The sequence below is a fragment of the Phreatobacter sp. genome, from assembly GCF_052440005.1.
Classification (GTDB): domain Bacteria; phylum Pseudomonadota; class Alphaproteobacteria; order Rhizobiales; family Phreatobacteraceae; genus Phreatobacter.
The window spans coordinates 17,021-36,729 of record NZ_JBQVQL010000028.1; the positions used below are offsets into that span (position 1 = coordinate 17,021).

At 69.6% G+C, this 19,709-nt stretch carries 16 protein-coding genes; 6 read left to right on the plus strand and 10 right to left on the minus strand.

Translation table 11 applies throughout. The annotated features are described in order from the left end of the window. The first annotated feature begins 48 nt into the window (after nucleotides 1–48). Both ACT6XY_RS09150 and ACT6XY_RS09155 read left to right on the plus strand, forming a co-directional pair. Nucleotides 49–771, plus strand: coding sequence for a cytochrome c oxidase assembly protein (locus ACT6XY_RS09150; protein ID WP_444748025.1), 723 nt, complete (start codon nucleotides 49–51; stop codon nucleotides 769–771). Next, the gene (locus tag ACT6XY_RS09155) at nucleotides 768–1,259 is read left to right on the plus strand and encodes a CopD family protein (RefSeq protein WP_444748026.1); all 492 of its coding nucleotides are present in this window, start codon (nucleotides 768–770) and stop codon (nucleotides 1,257–1,259) included. Before ACT6XY_RS09150 ends, ACT6XY_RS09155 begins: the two co-directional genes overlap by 4 nt. Here ACT6XY_RS09155 and ACT6XY_RS09160 read toward each other — a convergent pair. Then, nucleotides 1,229–1,750 carry a DUF2231 domain-containing protein gene (locus ACT6XY_RS09160; protein WP_444748027.1) on the minus strand — a complete coding sequence of 174 codons (522 nt, stop codon included), beginning with the start codon at nucleotides 1,748–1,750 and terminating at the stop codon, nucleotides 1,229–1,231. The genes ACT6XY_RS09155 and ACT6XY_RS09160 overlap by 31 nt on opposite strands. Here ACT6XY_RS09160 and ACT6XY_RS09165 point away from each other — a divergent pair. From ACT6XY_RS09165 to ACT6XY_RS09175, 3 genes are read left to right on the plus strand one after another with little or no spacing between them, the layout of a single operon-like run. Then, on the plus strand, nucleotides 1,736–2,410 hold the full coding sequence (locus tag ACT6XY_RS09165; protein ID WP_444748028.1) for a cytochrome c oxidase subunit II: 675 nt from the start codon (nucleotides 1,736–1,738) through the stop codon (nucleotides 2,408–2,410). The two genes, ACT6XY_RS09160 and ACT6XY_RS09165, sit on opposite strands and share 15 nt — an antisense overlap. Beyond that, nucleotides 2,407–4,908, plus strand: a complete 2,502-nt coding sequence (gene ctaD / locus ACT6XY_RS09170; RefSeq protein ID WP_444748029.1) for a cytochrome c oxidase subunit I — start codon at nucleotides 2,407–2,409, stop codon at nucleotides 4,906–4,908. The genes ACT6XY_RS09165 and ctaD overlap by 4 nt, the downstream gene beginning before the upstream one ends. Further along, a complete protein-coding gene (locus tag ACT6XY_RS09175) occupies nucleotides 4,896–5,219 on the plus strand; it encodes a hypothetical protein (RefSeq protein ID WP_444748030.1) in 324 nt (107 codons plus the stop codon). The genes ctaD and ACT6XY_RS09175 overlap by 13 nt, the downstream gene beginning before the upstream one ends. 18 nt (nucleotides 5,220–5,237) lie before the next feature. On the opposite strand, the gene ACT6XY_RS09180 is transcribed toward ACT6XY_RS09175, so the two are convergent. The 6 genes from ACT6XY_RS09180 to ACT6XY_RS09205 all read right to left on the minus strand — a co-directional run bounded on the left by ACT6XY_RS09180 (nucleotide 5,238) and on the right by ACT6XY_RS09205 (nucleotide 15,307). After that, complete coding sequence (locus ACT6XY_RS09180; protein WP_444748031.1) at nucleotides 5,238–6,461, minus strand: c-type cytochrome; 1,224 nt, start codon at nucleotides 6,459–6,461, stop codon at nucleotides 5,238–5,240. Beyond that, nucleotides 6,458–8,215 (minus strand): GMC family oxidoreductase, encoded by a 1,758-nt coding sequence (locus ACT6XY_RS09185; protein WP_444748032.1) that lies wholly within the window; start codon nucleotides 8,213–8,215, stop codon nucleotides 6,458–6,460. Before ACT6XY_RS09185 ends, ACT6XY_RS09180 begins: the two co-directional genes overlap by 4 nt. Before the next feature lie 27 nt (nucleotides 8,216–8,242). Continuing rightward, on the minus strand, nucleotides 8,243–8,980 hold the full coding sequence (locus ACT6XY_RS09190) for a gluconate 2-dehydrogenase subunit 3 family protein (protein ID WP_444748033.1): 738 nt from the start codon (nucleotides 8,978–8,980) through the stop codon (nucleotides 8,243–8,245). A gap of 102 nt (nucleotides 8,981–9,082) precedes the next feature. After that, the gene (locus ACT6XY_RS09195; RefSeq protein ID WP_444748034.1) at nucleotides 9,083–10,612 is read right to left on the minus strand and encodes an alpha/beta hydrolase; all 1,530 of its coding nucleotides are present in this window, start codon (nucleotides 10,610–10,612) and stop codon (nucleotides 9,083–9,085) included. Between the two features lie 2 nt (nucleotides 10,613–10,614). Continuing rightward, nucleotides 10,615–11,553, minus strand: a complete 939-nt coding sequence (gene chlG, locus ACT6XY_RS09200; protein ID WP_444748035.1) for a chlorophyll synthase ChlG — start codon at nucleotides 11,551–11,553, stop codon at nucleotides 10,615–10,617. A gap of 1 nt (nucleotide 11,554) precedes the next feature. Then, nucleotides 11,555–15,307, minus strand: coding sequence for a magnesium chelatase subunit H (locus tag ACT6XY_RS09205; protein WP_444748036.1), 3,753 nt, complete (start codon nucleotides 15,305–15,307; stop codon nucleotides 11,555–11,557). A 637-nt stretch (nucleotides 15,308–15,944) separates the two neighbouring features. Here ACT6XY_RS09205 and ACT6XY_RS09210 point away from each other — a divergent pair. Further along, on the plus strand, nucleotides 15,945–16,730 hold the full coding sequence (locus ACT6XY_RS09210) for a cobalamin B12-binding domain-containing protein (protein ID WP_444748037.1): 786 nt from the start codon (nucleotides 15,945–15,947) through the stop codon (nucleotides 16,728–16,730). A gap of 94 nt (nucleotides 16,731–16,824) precedes the next feature. Here the strand turns inward: ACT6XY_RS09210 and pufC are convergent, their stop codons facing one another. Genes pufC through pufL form a run of 3 tightly spaced genes read right to left on the minus strand, consistent with a single transcriptional unit; the run spans nucleotide 16,825 to nucleotide 19,665 of the window. After that, nucleotides 16,825–17,844 carry a photosynthetic reaction center cytochrome PufC gene (gene pufC, locus ACT6XY_RS09215; protein ID WP_444748038.1) on the minus strand — a complete coding sequence of 340 codons (1,020 nt, stop codon included), beginning with the start codon at nucleotides 17,842–17,844 and terminating at the stop codon, nucleotides 16,825–16,827. Then, nucleotides 17,841–18,830 (minus strand): photosynthetic reaction center subunit M, encoded by a 990-nt coding sequence (gene pufM, locus ACT6XY_RS09220; protein WP_444748039.1) that lies wholly within the window; start codon nucleotides 18,828–18,830, stop codon nucleotides 17,841–17,843. Before pufM ends, pufC begins: the two co-directional genes overlap by 4 nt. A gap of 10 nt (nucleotides 18,831–18,840) precedes the next feature. After that, the gene (gene pufL, locus ACT6XY_RS09225; RefSeq protein ID WP_444748040.1) at nucleotides 18,841–19,665 is read right to left on the minus strand and encodes a photosynthetic reaction center subunit L; all 825 of its coding nucleotides are present in this window, start codon (nucleotides 19,663–19,665) and stop codon (nucleotides 18,841–18,843) included. Between the last annotated feature and the right edge of the window lie 44 nt (nucleotides 19,666–19,709).

The window sequence follows — 19,709 nt, forward strand, 5'->3', positions numbered from 1 at the left end:
CGGAGGGCGAGTGGCGACAGCGCGGACGGAACGGCCGGGAGCGGGCCTGTGACGGGGGCAGCGTCCCCCATCCCCTATTGCGGGGTAGCCGCGGTCCCCGCAGACCTGTGGACACGCTGGAACCTCGATCCGCCCCTGCTCGCGGCCCTGCTGGTTCTCTTCTTCCTCGGGCTCCGGACCGGCCGGGCCGAGCACGGTCGCTTGCTCTTCCTGGCCGCGTGGCTCGGCCTCGTCGTCGCCTTCGTGTCGCCGCTCTGCGCCCTGACCTCGGCCCTCTTTTCCGCGCGCTCAGCCCACCATGTCCTGCTGACGGCACTGGTGGCCCCTCTCCTTGCTCTCGCGCTCCCGGCGCGACCGGGTGCGAAGGCCGGCGTCGCTCTCGTCGCGTCGAGCGCCGTTCTCTGGCTCTGGCATGTGCCCGCGGTCTATGAAGCGGCCCTGGCGAACTCTCTGCTCTTCTGGCTGCTGCAGCTTGCGCTGCTCGCCGCCTTCACCTGGTTCTGGCACGCGGTGTTGCGCGGCGCTGAGCCCGTCGGGGCCCTGCTCGCCATCGGTGCGGGGGCCGGCCAGATGGGCCTGCTCGCCGCGGTCCTGACGCTCGCGCCGGAGCCGCTCTACGAGGCCCATGCCGTCGCACCGGTCGCATGGGGACTCACCCCCCTCGGTGACCAGCAACTCGGCGGCCTCCTCATGTGGGTTCCCGCCTTCTTTCTCTACGGACTGTTCGCCCTGGCGCCCGCGCGCGGAGCCCTGCGCGAGGTGGAGGCATGATCGCCCTCCTGAAGTTCCTTCACATCGCGGCCCTCGCCATCTGGTGCGCCGGCCTGCTCATCCTGCCGCTGCTGCTCACCGGCTCCCACCGCGGAACGCCGGAGCCGAAGGCCGCGCGCATGCGGATTTTCGCCCATAACGCCTACAATCTCTGCGTCAGCCCGGCGGCGGTGGTCGCCACCATCGCCGGCGGCAGCCTGATCTTCGCCCGCGAATTGTTCCAGCCCTGGCTCTTCGCCAAGCTCGGCTTCGTCGGCGTGCTGGTGGTGATCCACACCTATCTCGGCCATTGCGTGGTCGAACTCGGCGAGAGGGGGCGGGTCAGCCCGCTCGTTCACCCCTATCTCGTCCTCGCTGCCGCCCTCGCGGTGATGACGGCCATCCTCGTCGTCGTGCTCGCCAAGCCCGTGATCTCACCCGACCTCGTGCCGGATTGGCTGCGTTCGCCGCTGAACCGTCAGTTGCCCTTCCCGACGGTGCCGAGTTGATAGTCGAAGACGAGTTTGCCGCCATGCCAGCCCGTCAGCCCGGTGAAGCCGAGGCACAGGACCGACAGCAGCAGCCCCCAGGGCAGCACCGCCTGCTCGTAGCCGGAAAGACGCAGGCCGAAATTGGCACCCATCATCGAGAGCAGCGCCACCGCGATGGTGAAATGGGTCCAGCTCGCCGCGCGGGCGCGGATGCCCGGCACCAGCAGCAGCTCCACCGTGCCGGAGACGCCGGCGGCGAGCCCCATCAGGAACCCCATGCCGATGGCCCACAGGCCGGCCCGCGCCCAGAAGACGTCCCCGCTCCACCAGTAGAACAGGTCGGCCCCGAGCGTGCAGACAGTCAGCGCGATGGGAAAGGCAACCAGCATGGCGTGGATCGGGTGACCCGAGATGGCGATGCGGGTCTCCTTGTCGTCGAGGGTCTGCCGCGTGTGCAGCGGATCGAGATCGGCCGCCCTGCTGTTTCCCTTCGATTGGCTGCTCGTCACGCGGTCCTCGCTCTCGTCGTTGCCGGAACGGGCGGCTGTGCCGGGCCTCTCTCCGCACTCGACCCCGCGGGACCCGCCGCGGGCGGCATCCTGCAGATCTTCGTCGTGCTGATGGCCATCGCCGTCCCGTCGTTCCTCGTCATCATCGGGCTCTTCGCCCTCTCCTTCAAAGACGTTCCGGGCCGCAGGGTTCCCGTCCGGCTGTTCCTGATCGGCGGCGGCCTCGTCTTTCCGCTCACCGCGCTGACCGCGGTCACGGTCTATGGGGTTTGGCTCGGCGAGCGGATCACTGCGGCCGGCGTCACCCCCACGCTGCGGGTTGAGGCGCAGGCGCAGCAGTGGCGCTGGCAGTTCACCCGTCCCGCCGCTGCGGGGGCCGTCACCCGCGCCGACGTGCTCGACATTCCCGCCGGACAGCCGGTGGAGGTGACGATCACGAGCACCGACGTGATCCACAGCTTCTGGGTGCCGCGCCTCGGCGGCAAGATGGACGCCATCCCCGGCTCGCGGAACCGGATCATCCTGCGGGCCGACCAGCCGGGCACCTATCGCGGCGTCTGCGCCGAGTTCTGCGGCACCGGCCACACCGCCATGGTCTTCTCGGTCGTCGCCCACGACGCCGCGGCCTGGGCTGCCCTCACCGCGGGACGGACGCCATGAACGCACTGCATCGCCACCAGGCGCTCGACGCCGTCTGGAGAACGCCGCCGGGCCTGCGCGGCATGCTCGTCAACGTCAATCACAGCGATCTCGGCAAGCGGTTCATGATGGCCGCCTTCGCCTATTTCGCCATCGGCGGCGTGCTCGCCATGATGATCCGCGCGCAGCTCTCCTCGCCGCGCTCCGCCTTCGTCGGCGCCGACATCTTCAACCAGCTGTTCACGATGCACGGCAGCCTGATGATGTTCATGTTCGCCATTCCCTTCTTCGAGGGCCTGGCGCTCTACATGCTGCCGAAGATGCTGGGGGCGCGCGATCTCGCCTTTCCACGCCTCTCGGCCTTCGGCTGGTGGTGCTACCTTTTCGGCGGCTTCATCCTGCTCACCGCCATGGCGCTGGGCCTCGCGCCCGACGGCGGCTGGTTCATGTACACGCCGCTCGCCTCGCGCGCCTTCACGCCCGGCATCAATGCCGACGTCTGGCTCCTCGGCATCACCTTCGTCGAGATATCGGCGGTCTGCGCCTCGGTCGAGCTCACCGTCAGCATCCTCAAGATGCGGGCCGACGGCATGCGCCTGTCGCGGATGCCCATCTTCGCCTGGTACATCCTCGTCACCGCGCTGATGATGGTGGTCGGTTTCCCCCCGCTGATCCTCGCCTCGACGCTCCTGGAGCTCGAGCGCGCCTTCGGCCTTCCCTTCTTCGACGTGGCCAAGGGCGGCCATCCGCTCCTCTGGCAGCACCTGTTCTGGCTGTTCGGCCACCCGGAGGTCTACATCATCTTCCTGCCCGGAGCCGGCGTCATCTCCATGGTGCTGCCGGTCATGGCCCGCCATCCGCTGATCGGCTACGGCTGGATCGTCGGCTCCATCCTCGCCCTCGGCTTCTTCAGCTTCGGGCTCTGGGTGCACCACATGTTTGCAACCGGCATCCCGCACCTGGCGCTGGCCTTCTTCTCCGCCGCCTCGACCCTCGTCGCGGTGCCGACGGTGGTGCAGATCTTCGCCTGGCTGGCGACGCTGTGGTCGGGGCGGCCGGTGCTGCGCCTGCCCATGCTCTACATCGCCGGCTTCTTCGCGATCTTCCTGATCGGCGGCCTCACCGGTGTCATGCTCGCCATCGTGCCGTTCAACTGGCAGGTCCACGACACCGCCTTCGTCACCGCGCATCTCCACTACGTGCTGATCGGTGGCTTCGTCTTCCCCATGATGGCCGGCATCTATTTCTGGCTGCCGCGCATCACCGGCCGGGTGACGAACCCGTCCCTCGGCGTGCTCGCCTTCTGCCTCATCTTCGTGGGCTTCAACGTCACCTTCCTCGTCATGCATCTGACAGGGCTGCTCGGCATGCCGCGGCGGGTCTTCACCTACGATGCAGGCCTCGGCTGGGACATTCCCAACTTCGTCTCCTCGCTCGGCAGCTTCGTCATGGCCTTCGGCTTCGCGGCGGTGCTCATCGACATCGTCCTCGCGGTGTGGTTCGGGCGCCGCGCGCCGCGCAATCCCTGGAAGGCGGACACGCTGGAATGGGCCATGCCGAGCCCCGTGCCATCCTACAATTTCGCCAGCCTGCCGACGGTCACCGGCCGCCGGCCGCTCGAGGACGACCCGCGGCTCGCCGCCCGTCTGGCGGCGGGGGAGGGGCATCTGCCAGCCCCGCGCGACGGGCTGCGCGAGAGCCTGGGCGTCCATATGCTGACAGGCCAGGTCACCGAGATCATCGTCCTGCCGGGCAATTCGGCGCTGCCCATCGTCACCGCCCTCGCCACCGGCTGCTTCTTCCTCGCCATGCTGTTCGGTCTTTACTGGCTGGCTCCCCTCCCGATCCTCGCGGTCGTCGCGCTCGTCTGGCTCTGGGCCTCGCAGATCGGGGCGCAGCGGGACATCGGCGCGCTGGACACCGGCGGCGGCGCGGTGGTCCCGACGCATCACGAGGCGGCAGAGGCACCGGGCTGGTGGGGCAGCGTCTTCACGCTCGTCGCCGACGCCAGCTTCTTCATGTCGCTGATCTTCGGCTACGCCTTCCTGGCGACGGTCGCCCCGGGCTGGCCGCCGCCGCGACTCATGACGCCCTCCGTCGTCGCCATCCTCGTCGCGCTCGCCGGCCTGGCCATTGCCTTCGCGGCCGGCCGATGGGCGCTCGCCGCACTCCGGAGCGGACGTACGGCGGCCGCCGCGCGCAGCGCCGCCGTCGCGGCAGCATCGACCGCGGCTGCCCTCGCCGGGATTCTCGCTCTCGGCTGGCGCGGCGGCCTCGCGCCCGGCGCCCACGCCTATGACGCCGTGACGACCGTCCTCCTCGCCTATGCGGTGGTCCACCTCGTCGTCGCCGGCCTCATGCTCGCCTTCGTCGCCACGCGGCTCGCCGGCGGCTGGGGCTCGGCCGCCCGCACGCTGGAACTGAGGGTTGCCGCCCTGTGGAGCGGCTATGCCGCCTTTGCAACCGTCGTGGTGATCATCGCCGTCGCGGGACCGGGAGTGATCTCATGGCGCTGGTGATGCGGGTCCTCGCCGGCCTCCTCCTGTGGGCGGCCGGCTTCACCATCCTTTACGGGCTCCACGGACTCGGCTGCGCGGTCGGCTGGGCGGATGTCCGGCTCGGCCCGGTCAGCCTCCTGTCGGTGGTCCTGGTGGGAACCTGGCTGGCCTTCTTGGCGCTCGCCCTCCTCAGTGCCCTGCTGCTGTGGCGCGGCGACGGGTTCGGCCAATCGGGATTCCTCCGCAGGGTCGGCCTCATATCGGCGCTGGCGGGCCTCGGCGGTCTCATCTTTACCGGAGCGCCGGTCCTGCTCCCCGCCCATTGCCTGTAGCGGGGAGGGCCGGAGGCGTCAGTGCGCCTCCGCCTCCTTGAGCGTCTGGCGCAGGCTGCGAACGGCGGATTCGCTCACCTCGGGCGCCGCATTGCCCCAGCTCGCGCGCACATAGCTCGCCACGGCGGCGATCTGCGCGTCGGTCAGCTTCCAGGCGTAGGAGGGCATGCTGAGCGGTGACGGCCGCGCATCGGTCGGCACCGAGCGGGCACCCTCCAGCAGGATGCGGATGACCGTGGTGGGGTTGGGATCGCGCACCTTGTTGGAGCCCGCCAGCGGGCCGAAGAAGCGCGGCACGCCCGTGCCGTCCGCCTTGTGGCAGGCGCTGCAATTGTCGGCATAGATTTCGCGGCCGGCGGTCATCACCGCCTCGGCCGGCGGGGATTCGGCACTGCGGGCCGGGCTGTCGAGGCTGCGCAGGTAGACGGCCATGGCGCTGAGGTCCGCCTCGGTCATCAACTGGGTCGAATAGGCGATCACCTCGGCCATGGTCGAGACGGCGGCGGTGTGGGGATTGCGACCGGACTTCAGGTATTCGACGATCTCGGCGTCCGACCAGTGGGAGATGCCGCCGTTGCGGCCGGCGCGGATGTCGGGCGCCGCCCAGTTGTCGAGCTCGCCGCCCTGGAGATGGCGGCTCCTGCGGTCCGCACCGACCAGGTTCTTGTCCGTGTGGCAGGCGCCGCAATGGCCGGGCCCCTCGACAAGATAGGCGCCGCGGTTCCATTCCGGCGACCGTGCAGGGTCTGGCTGGTAAACCCCCGGAGTGAAGAACAGCAGATTCCAGCCGGCCATCAGCCGCCGCCACGACAGCGGGAAGGGCAACGAGTTGGGCGGCGATTCCTTTTCCACCCGCGGCAGCGCGGCGAGATAGTCGTAGACCGCGTCTACGTCCGCCCGCGGCATCTTCGTGAAGTGCGGATAGGGGAAGGCGGGATAGAGGCGCTGCCCGTCCCGCCCGATGCCGCGGTGCACCGCCTGCCAGAAGTCGTCTTTGGTCCAGCGGCCGATGCCGCTGCGCTCGGCGAAGGTGATGTTGGGCGCGTGGATCGTGCCGAAGGGGGTGGGCATGGGCCGCCCGCCCGAATAGGGCGCTTCTCCCGGGACGGTGTGGCACCCCTGGCAGTTGCCGGTGGCGGCGATGTAGCGGCCCCGCTCCACCTGCGAATAGGTGGTCGTCTGGGCGAGCCCGGCTGTGGAGAGTGCCGCCAGCGCGGCCGTGGCGAGGAGGAACGCTCTCATGCCTGCACCAGGGGTCCGGGGTTGCGCAGGTACTGGCTGCGGATGGCCGCGGCGGCCCAGTAGGTGAGGGCGGCGACCGTCGCCGTCGGATTGTAGCCGGCGTTCTGCGGGAACACGCCCGCGCCCATGACGAAGAGGTTCGGCACGTCCCAGCTCTGCAGGTAGCGGTTGACCACGCTGTTGGCCGGGGTCGTGCCCATGATCGTGCCGCCCGTGTTGTGGGTCGTCTGGTAAGGCATGGAATCGTAGGGTCCGTCGCGCAGCACGACCTTGACCTCGCGTCCCCCCATCAGCCGGGCGATCTCGTTCGTGCGCTCCGACAGATAGCGGGCCATGGCCCGGTCGTTGGGCGTGAAGTCGTAGGTCATGCGCAGCAGCGGCTGCCCGTAGGCGTCCTTGTAGGTCGGGTCCAGGTCGAGCGCGTTGGTGGCGTAGGCCATGGAGGCGCCGTGAGCCCCGACCGTGGTGGAGGTGAGGAAGTTGTCGGCCACTGCCGCCTTCCACTGCGAGCCCCAGGTGGGCGTGCCCTCGGGCGTCCTGTGGGTCTCGATGGGGCGCGCGTTGGTCGTCCAGTTGGCGATGTAGCCGCCGCCGATGAAGCCGAGGCCGGTATGGTCGAAATTGTCGCCGTTGTAGTCGTCCACCACGGCGCCGAGCGCGCCGGCTCCGACGAAGCCGTTGGTGAACTTGTCGTCGTAGAAGACCTGCGCCGCCGACATCACCTGATAGCAGTAGTTCTTGCCCACCAGGCCCTCGCCGGTGGCGGGATTGTAGGTCTCGCCGATGCCCGAGAGCATCATCAGCCGCGCGTTGCTCAAGGGATAGGCGCACAGGATGACGAGGTCGGCCGGCTGCTCGTAGCGCCTGCCGTCCACGTCGATGTGGGTGACGCCCGTCGCCCGCCGCCCGGTGCTGTCACGGGTGATGGAGAGCACCTCGTTCTGCACCTTGAGGGTGAAGTTGGGTTTACGCATCAGGACGGGGAGGATCGTGGTCTGGGCGCTCGCCTTGGAATAGTTGCCGCAGCCGTACTTTTCGCAGAAGCCGCAATAGCTGCACGGCGCGAGCTGGCAGCCGAGCGGGTTCACATAGGCGCGGGTCAGGTTGGCCGAGGGACCGGGAAAAGGATGCAGGCCGAGTTCGCGCGAGGCACGGATGAACTGGTCCTGTGAGAAGGTCATGTGCATGGGCGGATTGGGATATTCCGCGCTGCGAGGCCCCTCGAAGGGATTGCCGCCCTCCACGATCTGCCCGCGCAGGTTGCCCGCCTTGCCGCCAATGCCGCAGAGCTTGTCGAAGCGGTCGAAATGCGGCTCCAGCTCGTCATAGGTGACGCCGTAGTCCTGCACGGTCATTCCCTCGGGCAGCGCGCCGTACCGGGCCGTGTTGTGGGAGGCCGCCACGAAGTCGCTGGGCAGGAACCGCCAGGTCTGGCCGTTCCAGTGCACGCCGCCACCCCCGACGCCCTCGCCGGGCAGGAATGATCCCCAGCGCCGCATCGGCCGCGCCACCTGGTCGCGGGTGTTGCGGAAGGTCAGGGTCTCCCGCGCATTGCCCTGGAACATCTCCTTGCGCCAGTACCAGCGCAACTCGTCCGGGGCCGTCGTCGGCGGGAAATGGGTCGGCGTGTCGCGCCAGGCGCCGCGCTCGATCGCGAGGACCTGCAGCCCCGCGTCGGTCAGCTCCTGGGCCATGATCGCGCCCGTCCAGCCGAAGCCGACGAGCACCACATCGACCGGTGGCAATTTCCTCATCCGATCCGTCCTTGCAGTCTGTGCGCGTCAGCGCGGGTTCCATGTGGGGCCGCCCTTGAGCCCCACGGGCTCGAGGGTGATGCGCTGGCCGTTGTGGTTGAGGTAGGGGCGATAGTCGTACCGGGCGCCGGGAAAGCCCACGAGGCGCCAGCCCACCATGTCGCGGTTGCCGCCATAGAACGGATCGCAGAAGAAGCCCTCGATGGCGTTCTCGCGCACCAGAGTGAAGAACGCCTTGGCAGGGATCCCGCCGGGAAGGTCGAACCCGCCCTTCTCCATTCCGCCCAGGGCGGAATCCTGCGTGGCGGCGTCGAGTGCGGCGAAGACGCGCCCCCCGTGCCGCTCGCGGCAGGCGGCATCCAGCGCCGCCACGCCGCGCCGGTAGAAGCCGGCCGGCGGCTCCTCGAACTGGTAGCCCTGCTCGGGCGTCGACGGGCCGAACGGGCCCTGCATGTACCAGCGCTCGCCGCGCCCGTAGAAGCCGGCCAGCTGGTTGTCGATGAAGTCGATGACGCCGGCCTCGCGCGCGCCGGGGCCGCGGGCGTCGCTCGGAATGAGCCGCTCGACGATCGCGCCGACGCAGCGCCGCTCGTCGGGGGTCAGGAACCGCGCGCCGTCGAAGGGGGAGGGGGCGTCCACCTGACCGGGCGTCCATGGCATCTCGCCACGGATCGTGCGTGCGAGGGCGGGGGCTGCGGAGGCCATCAGCGTGGCCTGGAGCGACATGGCCAGAACGCGCCGCCTTGACCATGCACCCGTCGTCATACTGCCCACCTCCGCCAGTCCGTGCGAGGGGAACGCCGGGTTGCGAAGGGGGGTTCCGGCCGGCAGGAGGCGCAAAACGCCGCAGGACGGCGGGGCTGGCGGCTACCGTGCGAGGAAGGGAAAGGTCACCGCGATGGCCCAGGCGAAGGCCACTGCATTGGCGCTTCCGGCGACGAAGGGATGCCCCGTCGCCCGGTAGGCCCATGCGCTGAAGAGCCCGTAGACGATGAAGAACACCACGATGACCGGGATGATGATGAGCAGGAAGAACAGGCGTTCGAAGTCGAGGGCGACGGCCATCCCGAGCGACATGAGGAAGGCGAGTTTCGATGCGAGATAGGCGCCGCGGGCGGCTCCGCCGCCGCGCGTCAGCCATTCGTCGCTGAGAAAGAAGCAGAGCGTTCCTGCGAGCATCGCCAGGAACAGGATGAGCCGGCTGGCATTGGGCACGAAGGACGTCACGTAGCTGTCGATGGGCCAGACGATCGCGATGAACCCGAAGGCGATCGATCCGGCTGCGGCGATGGCCAGCGACCGATCCGGCAGGCCCGGCCGGGGGAGGGCGCTCCGCCCCCCGAGGGCCGCCAGGGCGAGTGCTGTGATCATCCCGTAGACGGCGAAATGGACCGCCAGATAGTCTCCCACGATGACCGGCAGGAAGGTGGTCGGCACAAGGCGCAGCAGGAGAGGCGTGGCGATGGCGGGCGCCAGCATGGGCAGCCAGATGCGCCGCCAGCCGAGACCTGCGCCGGTCGGCGGGCTGGCGACGACCGGGAGAAGCCCGGCGAGCGGCCAGGCGAGCAGCACGACCCCGCCGAGGAGCAGAAGGATCAGGGGGCCCCGCCCGTCAAGGTCCGGCGCCGTGGCCGTCGGCCGGCCGAAGGTCAAGTCGAGCCAGATCAGGGCCTCTCGCAGGCTCGCCTCGCTGTAGAGAACGCCGACGTGCTCGGTGTGCGGGCTCACCGCGACTCGCCGCGCAGCGCCTGTCCTGGGCTCGCCATAGGTCACTCCGGCCTCGGGGGGCGCCGGCGCCGAGACGAGCCCGGTGACGCGCAGCGCCTCGGCCTTCAGCGCCCCCTCCCAGGCGCCGACGATGACCAGCAGGTTGCGCGGCGTCGTTGCAGTGACGGCAGGAGAGAACATCGACACGGCGATGGTCGCTGCAATGCTCGGATCATCCCGGGCTTGGCGGACGATAATGTCCGTCGCCATGGAATGGCCGAGCACCGCCAGCCGCCCGTCGCCGAGCGTCCTCGCCAGCGCAGCCACCCGCGCGGTCTCGGCGACGAGGGTGCGCGTCGCGCCGTCCTCGCGCGTGATGCTGCCCGTCAACGGCCTCGGGTTGCGGCCGTGGCCGGCGAAATCGAAGGTGACGGCGGTATAGCCCTGGCGCGCCAGCGTCACGGCGAAGGGCTGCATCAGCTGCTGCGAGCCGGCAAAACCATGGGCGATCAGGACGGCCGGTCCCGGCCCGCCCGACACCGGCCGGAAGATCGTCACCGGGGTCCCGTCGGTGCTGGTCGTTTCGGTCCGGACGCCGGCGCCGGTCGCCTGGAGCTGGAGGAGGGCGAAACCGATTGCGGCCAGGGCCGCGCCGCCGGCCGGCCAGCGCAGCCATCGCAGGCGGCCCAAGGTCAGAGCCCGCCCGGCAGACTGCGTACGGCCACCGCGGCCACCATCATTCCGAGGACGAAGAGCGGCACGCCGAAGCCGCTGTACCAGAGGGCTCTGCCGACCGGGTCCCTGAGAAAGCGGACCATCATCAGGGCCTGGCCAGCGATGAGCGCGGCGATGATGGCCGCGTGGATCGGCCTCTCCCACTGCAGGAGAAGCCATAAGACCGCCACCTGCGGCACGGCCATGACGAGGCAGGCGACCTGCGCCGCGGTCTGCGGGCCGAGGCGGACGGGGAGGGAACCGATGCCGGTCGCCCTGTCGCCGCGGATCGACTTGAAATCGTTGAGCGTCATGATGCCGTGGGCGCCGGCGCTGTAGAGCAGGGCGAGGACCAGCACCGGCCCGGGTGGCAGCGCGCCGCCCAGCATGACCGCCACCCCCGTCACCCAGGCCAGCCCCTCGTAGGAGAAGCCGCAGGCGGCGTTGCCGAGCCAGCCGTTGCGCTTGAGCCTGAAGGGCGGGGCGCTGTAGGCCCAGGCGAGGACGAGGCCGACCGCGGTCGCGATCAGGACCCAGGCGCCGAGCAGGCTCGCCACCGCCAGCGACAAGAGGCTCCAGATGCCGGCGATATAGAGCCCCCAGCGGCCGGGAATGCGGCCGGAGGGAATGGGCCTGTGGGGCTCGTTGATGGCGTCGACCTCGCGGTCGTGCCAATCGTTGATGGCCTGGCTCATGGCGCAGACGAGGGGGCCCGCCAGCAGCACGCCGGTCAGCGCCACAGGCCATTGCGCCGCCACCGGCACGCCCGACGACACGACCCCGCAGGCAAACGCCCACATCGGCGGAAACCAGGTGACCGGCTTGAGCAGTTCCAGGACGGCGGACGGGGCGGGATAGGACGCCGGCGACCCGATCGGCGCCTTCACGTCACGAAGAAGACCGCCAGCATCCGTCATCTCAGGCCGCCTCTTCGAGGCCGATGCCCTCGAGACGGTCCTCCAGCTCGTCGCCCGCCTGCTGCAGCGCCGCCAGCATGGCCGGGTCCGGCTGCCAGTACTGCCGCTGCTGGGCCTCGATCAGCCGGTTGGCGAGCCGTGCCGACGCGGTCGGATTGAGCGCCGCGAGGCGCTCCCGCATGGCGGGGTCGAGGAGATAGGTCTCGGTGAGCTTCTGGTAGACCCAGGGCTCGACCTGGCCCGTCGTCGCCGACCATCCCATGGTGTTGGTGACGTGGGTCTCGATCTGGCGCACGCCCTCGTAGCCGTGCTTGAGCATGCCCTCGTACCATTTGGGATTGAGCATGCGCGTCCGCGTCTCCAGCGAGACCTGTTCGGACAGGGTGCGGATCGTGCCGGCGCCGCGGGTCTGGTCGCCGATGTAGACGGGCGTGGCTTCGCCGCCCTTGGCCCGCCGGACGGCCCGGCTGATGCCGCCGAGCGTGTCGAAATAGTTGTCCACGGTGGTGACGCCGAGCTCGACCGAATCGAGGTTCTGGTAGGCGAGGTCGACCCCCCCGAGGACACTGCGCAGGAGATCCGGCTGCTCCAGCGCCCGGCCGGCGCGGCCATAGGCGAAGCCCTTGCGGCGGCTGTAGGTTTCGGCGAGTTCGTCCTCGTCCTGCCAGCGCCCGCTCTCGACGAGGTTGTTGACGTTGGAGCCGTAGGCGCCCTCGGCATTGCCGAAGACGCGCAGCGCTGCGGTCTCGAGGTCGCCGCCGTGCTCGGCCTGATAGGCCAGCGCGTGCTTGCGCACGAAATTCTGCTCGGGCGGCTCGTCCGCCGAGGCCGCGAGGAAGGCGGCCTCTGCCAGCAGCCTGATCTGCAGGGGAAGCAGGTCGCGGAAGATGCCCGAAAGCGAGACCACCACGTCGATGCGCGGCCGCGTCAGCTGGTCGAGCGGCACGAGCTGAGCCCCGGCCAGGCGTCCATAGCCGTCGAAGCGGGGCGCGGCGCCCATCAGCGCCAGCGCCTGGGCGATCGGCGCCCCCTCGGTCTTCAGGTTGTCGGTGCCCCAGAGCACCATGGCGACCGTCTCCGGCAGCGGGTGGCCGTCGGCGATGTGGCGGTCGAGGAGGCGCTGCGCCTGCTTCGCTCCGTCCTGCACCGCGAACGAACTGGGGATGCGGAAGGGGTCGAAGCCGTGGAGGTTGCGTCCCGTCGGCAGCACGGCCGGCGTGCGCAGCAGGTCGCCGCCCGGCGCCGGCCGGATGAAGCGCCCGTCGAGCGCCCTGAGGAGGCCTCCGATCTCGTGGTCCTCCGCGAGGAGGGCGTCGGCTGCGGCGAGTGTCTTCAGGGCGGCGAGAAGCGCCGGATCGTGAGCGGGCCCGTGGGTCTTCAGCGCCTGTTCCGGCGTCGATCCCGCCACCAGCGCGGCGACGAGCGGCCGCTCCGGTCGCGCGCCCTCGCCCGATTCCGCCATGGCCAGGAGCATGTCGATGCGCTCCTCCTGCGAGAGCGGCTCGCCGACGACGTGCAGCCCGTGCGGGATCAGCGTGTATTCGAGTTCGAGGACCGTCTCGCGCAGCCGGCTGATGCGGGCGTCCAGAGCGTCTGTCCAGGCGGGTTCCGCCGGCCCGAGATCGAGGGCCGCGGCCTGTGCCTGCACCAGCACCGCGAGTTCGCCGCGCTCCCTGATGTCCTCGGGCGGCAACTGGCGCCAGCGGTCGAGCGAGACCTTGAGGTCGAGGAGCCCGCGATAGAGACCGGCAGAGGCGACCGGCGGCGTCAGGTAGCTGACCGTGGTCGCCGCGCCGCGCCGCTTGGCGATGGCGCCTTCCGACGGGTTGTTGGAGGCGTAGAGATAGATGTTCGGCAGGTCGCCGATCAGCCTGTCAGGCCAGCAGCGGCCCGACAGGCCGCTCTGCTTGCCGGGCATGAATTCGAGCGCGCCGTGGGTGCCGAAATGCAGCACCGCCTGCGCACCGAAATCCTCGCGAATCCAGCGGTAGAAGGCGGAGAAGGCGTGGGTCGGCGCAAAGCCCTTCTCGAAGAGCAGGCGCATCGGATCGCCCTCGTAGCCGAAGCCCGGCTGGACCCCGACGAAGACGTTGCCGAACCGCTCTCCGAGCACGTGGATCGTCGCGCCGTCGCTCTGCTGACGGCCGGGCGCCGGGCCCCACTGCGCCTCGATCTCGGCGAGCCATGTCTCGCGGCGAATGTGGTCGCCGGTCGGGATGCGCGCATGGACGTTGGCCATGGCGCCGGTCTGCGCGGCATTGCCGGCGATGATCGCCTGCCGGAGGTCGTCGACGCTCGCCGGCAGGTCCACCGTATAGCCCTCGCGCTGCATGGCCGCGAGGGTGCGATGGAGCGATTCGAACACCGACAGGTAGGCGGCTGTGCCGGTATTGCCGGCATTGGGCGGGAAGTTGAACAGGACGACCGCGACCTTGCGCCGGGCGCGCTCGGACCGGCGCAGCGCGACGAGCTTCTCGGTGCGGGCGACGAGGACCTCGGCCCGCTCGGCGCAGACGTGCATGTCGCGGGCGGTCTCGATGGCCGGGAAGGTGCAGGCCCGCGCACAGCCCGTGCACGAACCGGCCTGTTCCGTGCGCCCGCCGAAGACGATCGGCCCGGTGGCGCCGTCGAGCTCCGGGATGGCGACCATGATGGTGGTTTCCACCGGCAAGAGGCCGCGGTCGGACGGGCCCCACTGATCGAGCGTCTGGAACTCGGCGGGATGGGCGGCGATATAGGGCACGTCGAGGCGCGCCAGCATGTCCTCGGCGGCCTTCGAGTCGTTGTAGGCCGGGCCGCCGACTAGCGAGAAGCCGGTGAGCGAGACGAGGGCGTCGATGACGGGCCGACCGTCGCGGATGTGGAAGGCCTCGATGGCCTCGCGCGCGTCGAGCCCGGTGGCGAAGACGGGGATGACGTTGAGGCCGCGCGCCTCGAAGGTGCGGATCACCCCGTCATAGTGGCCTGCATTGCCGGCCAGCACGTAGGAGCGCAGCACAAGGAGACCGACGGTCCCCCGGGCGCCCGGACGGGCGGGTAGGTGGCGCGCATCGGCCGAAACCCGGCCCGGCATGTCCGGGTGGTAGACACCGGTCTCGGGGTAGTCGACCGGCTTGCCGACGCAGAGGCTGCCGCGCAGGCCGCGCCGCTCGCCGTCGGCATAGCGGTCGACGAGGAAGCGCACGAGGTTGGCGATGTTCTCCTCGGACCCTGCCAGCCAGTATTGCATGGCGAGAAAATAGGCGCGGACGTCCTGCGCCGTGCCGGGGATGAAGCGCAGGATCTGCGGCAGGCGGCGCAGCATCTTCACCTGGCCCGCCCCGGCGCCGCCGGGCTTGCCCTTGTTGCCGCGCAGGCGCTTCAGCAGCGCCATCGGCCCGCTGGGCGGGCCGTCCATGCGGAAGCGGCCGAGACGGGTGAGCTTCGTCACCTCCCCCGCCGACATGATACCCACCATGGCGTCGCAGGCCTCCCGGCGCGCCTGCAGCGCGGGCAGCAGCGGCTGGAAGTGATCCTCCATGAAGAGCATCGTGTTGATGATGATGTCGGCGCCCGCGATCGCCGCGAGACATGCGGACAGGGCCTGCGGATGGGCGGACCACTCGGAGGCGGCGTGGACGGTCAGCTCGAGGCCTGGAAGGTCGCGCCGCAGCTGCGCCCGGGCCCGGTCGGTGGCGCTGGCCACATGGGTGTCCATGGTGACGATGACGACGCGGACCGGCGTGGGATCGTGGGGCGCGGCAGAGCGGGCCATATCAAGGTACCTCCCCGGTCATCCGTAGGAGACCCGACCCCGGCGCTCCCGGCCGGGTAGCTGCGGCGGTGATGTCGCGCAGCCAGCATCGCCGCGCCGGTTCCGCTGTCCGCCCATGATGGCCGGCTCCCGGTTCCGCCGACGGTTCCGCCCTGAAGCCGTCGGCACGGCCGAGGCCGTTGAACGCGCGGGGCTTTTCAAGATCTGTCCGAATGCTCACCGGACGCCTCCTGATCGCCGAGGCGTGCCGGACTGCGGCAGCGCTCGCGATGCCTAGAAACTGGCCGGGACGGAACGAAGTGTCAAGTCAGATTGACACTCATGTCTGTCTGAAAATGTAAAATCAGGATGACGGCGTGAGCGGGCATTGCCGCGCAATCGGACTCGTGTTTCACTCTCCCGACAGGGTGGGAGACAAGGTTTTCCGGGCAATCGGCAGCTATTCCGCCGCCGTTGACCACAAGGGCCTTCAGAACGCCTACGCCGGAGAGCTGCCTGCCTTGGGGAGGACCCCCCTATGGCGAGCTTGGGAAATGGCATCGCGGGGGACGCTCCCCGCCCACGGGACGACGGCGGAGACGGTAGACAGGTCGCAGGGCCTCTCTGGTATCCCAACGCCGACATGCTGACCGCGGCCATGCGCCGCAATCTTGCGCAGACCATCGAGGCCGAGGTCGTTCCCCGGCTGCTCATGCGGCACAGGACGGGCAGCCTCGCCATCGAGCCGTCCGGCGCGCCGTCGCCGGGCTCCGACACCGTGTCCTATGCCGATGTCGAGGCCTTCTGCGACCTCTTGGTTCGCGAATCCCTGCCGGCCGCCCGTCGGCACATTGACCAGCTGATCGCCGCGGGCATGTCGCTGGACGGCGTCATCACCTCCATCCTGTGCAGCGCGGCGCGGCACCTCGGCCTCCTCTGGGACGGCGACCGCCTCAGCTTCGTCGACGTCACGGTCGGACTTTCCCGCATCCAGCAATTGCTCCGGAGCTATGGACCCGCCTTTTCCGCGGATGCGGTGCCGCGCGGTCCCGGCTACCGGATCCTGCTCGCCATGGTGCCGGGCGGCCAGCACACCCTGGGGCTGGCGGTCGTCGAGGAATATTTCCGCCGGGCGGGCTGGGACGTCGAGAACGAGGGGGCGGCGCCCATGCGCCAGATCCTCGACCGGGTCCACGGGGAATGGTTCGACGCGGTGGGCCTGTCGGCGAGCGGCGAGACCTCCCGCGACGAGATCGCCGCCACCATCGCCCTGGTCCGTGACGCCGCCGCCAATCCGCGGCTCCGCGTCGTGGTCGGCGGCTTCCACTTCGTCGAGCAGCCGCAACTCGCCGTCGACCTTGGCGCCGACATCGGCGCGCGCGACCCGGACCACGCGCTCGAGGCCCTGGCCCGCGGGCCCGAGCATCCCGCGATCGCGGGCTGAACGAACCCTCCTGACATGCGCCGAGGGGCGGGTGGTGCCCGCCCCTCGTGTTGTCTTGCGCGCCCGCTGAGGGCCGCCCGGGACGTCCGGCCGCTCAGGGAGCGGGCCGCACCGCCCCCAGTTCGGGATAGTTCTGCAGCATCGGCGCGCCGCCCATGGGCTTCGGCTGGCCGTTGTGGCAGGTCGTGCAGAACACCTTGGCATTGTCGCCCTCCGGCCCCAGCCGCTCCGGCGGCAGGATGGCCGCCAGGGGCTGGACGTGGCGGACGTTGATGTCCCGCACCATCCGGATGCCATGGAACGCGGTGGCGCGCTGGGGCGGGCTGTCGCCCCACTGACCGAAGTTCCGCGAGTTGTGGCAGAAGGTGCAGTTGACCCCGAGGCCCTCGGACATGTGGATCATCAGGCCGTAGGTCATCTCCGTGTCCTGGATCGTGCGCGGATTGCCCGTCGCCAGCGCGGTCGGCGTCGACACCCGGATCTCGCCGGCATAGGCGAGCAGTCGGGAGAAGGGGTCGTTCGGCAGCGACGTCGATCCCACCGCCATGGCGGCGAAATTCTGTCCCTGCCGGCTGGCGGTGAAGCCGCCGGCGCCACGCGGACCCGGATCCTGCCGGAAGGTTGCCTGCGGCTGGGCATTGCCCCGGTGGCAGGTGTAGCAGGTCACCCCGGTCTCGCCGACATGCGACTTCCAGTCGGTGTTGAGCGAGCGCGTCATGATCAGCATCTGGCGCGCCACGCGGTACTGGTACTTCGACTCGTCGGCGAGGTTGTCGAGGTTGTGGCAATAGCCGCAGCTCTGGTCGGCCGGCGCCATCCATTCGGTCATCGAGGCCATCAGCCGGATGAACTCGCCCTCGCTGAGATCGCCCAGGACCTTGACGTTCTGGTAGAGCGTCGAGGCCCGGGGGCCCGAGGGATCGGCCGCCGGCTGGGCTTCGGGCGGCTGGTTGGCCGCCTCCCGCATCTCCAGCGTCCGCGGATTGGCGACGGAGCCCATGGACTGGCCGCGATAGCCGGTCTGGTCGGCCGCCGGCGGCGGTCGCTCGCAGCCGGAGAGGAGCAGCGCCGACGTGAGGACCAGGGCTGTCAGGCAGGTGCTGGCGGTTCTCATCGGGTGGCTCCCGGCAGTGTCAGAGGATCGACGGCAGGCGTGTAGGGCGGCGGCGGATAGACCGGAGCGAAGTCGTGCTTCACCGCCCAGAGGTACCAGTTGTCCACCACCGTGCCGGTGAGGAGGATGCCGATGCCGCCGGTGAGCGGCGTCAGCACCGCGAACCACCAGGCCCAGCGATGGATCGATTCCATCGTGGCGTTGAAGCCCATGGTCCAGCGCCAGAACAGGGCGGCGCGTTCCGAGGCGGTGCCGCGGTCGACGATCTGCTCGATCTCGCGCTCACCGCCATATTGCGACACCGCCAGGATGGTGGCGCCGTGCATGGCGAAGAGCACCGCCGACCCGTAGAGGAAGGTGATCGAGAGCGCGTGGAACGGGTTGTAGAAGAGGTTGCCGTAGCGGATCGAGAAGGCTGCGGTCCAGTCGAGGTGCGGGAAGATCCCGAAGGGCACGCCCTCGCTCCACGATCCCATCAGCAGGGGCCGGAGAAAGCCGAGGACCAGCACCAGCCAGATCGCCGCAGCGAAGGCCCAGGCGACGTGCGTGCCGAGCCCGAGGGCACGGGCGCGCCGGTAGGTTCGCACCCACCACAGCAGCAGCGAGAGGGTCATGAAGAAGCCCGCCAGCAGCCACCATCCGCCCTCCGCCAGCGGCGGGAAGGACAGGCCGTACTGCGGCGCCGGCGGCTCGAGGGCCAGCCAGAAGAGCTGGCGCACGAACTGCACGGGGTCCCAGTTCACCGAAGCCCACATGTTGAGCCCGATGATCTCGAAGGCGACGATGCCGCAGAGCAGCGAGGCGCTGCCGAACCAGCCGAGATAGATGGGTCCGATCTGCGCGTCGCCGATCTTGCCGGCCCAGTAGCTGTGCCGGATCGTCTTGCTCCGGCTGTAGATGCCGGTGTCGATCGGAGGTCCGACCTCGTCGGGTCCGCGGACCTGAACGCGGGTGAAGATGTTCTGGTAATCGATGACGAAAGCCACGGTCCCCTCCTCAGCGCCAGATCGGCAGTTCGAGCCACCAGTTCCACCATTCCGGCCAGCCGCGGGTCCAGAACGGGCCGGACAGCAACATGCAGACGGCGCTCCAGAAGGCGGCGGACAGGGCGAGGAACAGGCCCAGGCGATGGATTCCGATCGTGCCGATCGAGTAGCCGATCAGATCACGGAAGAAGGCGTTCTCGTGCTCCGGCGTCTTCACGTCCTCGCCCTTCGGCGGGTTGGTCGCGGAGAGGACGAGTGCGCCGTGCAGCGAGAGGGCCATGGTCGTGGTGAAGAAGAACGTCACCGCGATCATGTGGGCCGGATTGTAGTGGAAGTGCAGGTACTGGTAGCCGACGTTGGACACCCAATCGAGGTGACTGAAGATGCCGTAGGGAAAGCCGTGGCCCCAGGCGCCCATCAGGAAGGGCCGGATCACGACCAGCGACACATAGGCGAAGACGGCGAAGCCGAAGGCCACGGGAATGTGCAGCCCCATGCCCAGCTTGCGGGAGATCTCCGCCTGGCGCAGGGCCCAGGAGACGAAGGCGCCGATGGCGCAGATTGTGATGATCTGCCAAAGCCCGCCCTCGGCGAGCGGCGCCAGGCCCAGGCCGTATTTCAGGTCGGGCGGCGCGATGCTGATCTTCCATACGTTCCAGGTCTCGCCGAGAGCGGCGCCCCAGACGATGAGTCCGGTTCCCAGAAGGCTGAAGAAGATCGTCGTTACGCCGAAGAAGCCGACATAGAAGGGGCCGACCCAGAAGTCGAAGAGATCGCCCCCGACCAGCGTGCCTCCGCGGACACGGTATTTCGCCTCGAAGCTCAGCATGGCCATGTTCGGCCTCCCCCATCGACTGTGCACGTCGAATTCACGTATGC